Genomic DNA, 1,105 nt, shown 5'->3' with positions numbered 1-1,105 from the left:
TGTGATGTCCAGGGACGTTGTTGCGTGAATCGCGTCTGATCTGCTGACAGGCGAAGGCCTCCTGTTGCGAGAGTGGAGCTGTCTAGGAACCGCTCACGCACTCAGGAGGCCTTCGTGTCCCACGCTAATGCTGCTCTGACTCCGCGCGCTCGCCTTCGGTTGGCGCAGCTGGTGGTCGATGATCGATGGCCGGTGGTCCTGGCGGCCAAGATGTTCATGGTCTCACCCGTGACCGCGCGCAAATGGGCGGCCCGATACCGAGCGGAAGGTGCCGCGGGGATGGCGGATCGCTCCAGCCGACCGCGATCAATGCCCACTAGAACGCCGCCCGACGTCGTCAAACGAATCGTTGCTCTGCGATGGAGGCGACGGCTCGGACCGGTGCAGATCGGCGGGGAGCTCGGAGTGCCGGCGTCGACCGTTCACGCCGTGCTCGTGCGCGCTCGTATCAACCGGCTCAGCCATATCGACCGGGTCACCGGCGAGCCGATCCGGCGTTACGAACACCCGCACCCGGGGTCGCTGATCCACGTCGACGTCACAAAGTTCGGCAACATCCCTGACGGCGGCGGCCACAAGTTCCTCAGCCGGCAGCAGAGCAAAGCCAACGCACGCGACCACGCAGCCCGAACCGGGGAACGTGGCCACCAATACCGGCCCCTCATCGGCACCGCGTTCCTGCACACCGTGATCGACGACCACTCCCGCGTTGCCTACATCGAGATCTGCACCGATGAGAAGGCCATCACCGCAATCGGCGTGCTCGAACGCGCCGTCGCCTGGTTCGCCGACCGCGGCGTCACCGTCGAGCGCGTGCTCTCCGACAACGGATCGGCCTACAAGTCCCACGCCTGGCGGGACGCCTGCGCCGGACTCGGCATCCGCCACAAACGCACCCGCCCCTACCGGCCACAGACCAACGGGAAGATCGAGCGCCTGCACCGCACCCTGGCGGAGGGATGGGCCTACGCGCGCTTCTACTCCTCAGAGACCGAGCGGCGCGCCGCACTCCCCGGATGGCTGCACTTCTACAATCATCATCGGACCCACTCCGCCATCGGCGGCCCACCCATCAGCAGACTCAACAACCTGCCTGGACATCACA

At 66.1% G+C, this 1,105-nt stretch carries 1 protein-coding gene; it reads left to right on the top strand.

Going from position 1 to position 1,105, the window contains the following annotated elements; translation table 11 throughout:
• Positions 1-114: 114 nt before the first annotated feature.
• Positions 115-1,105 (top strand): IS481 family transposase (locus Q9S36_RS51585; RefSeq protein ID WP_311292449.1); only part of this gene is annotated, 991 nt, incomplete at its 3' end.

This window comes from Microbacterium sp. ARD31, from assembly GCF_031844425.1.
The sequence above is the reverse complement of the archived record's forward strand: the minus strand, read 5'-3'. Positions and strand labels throughout refer to the sequence as shown.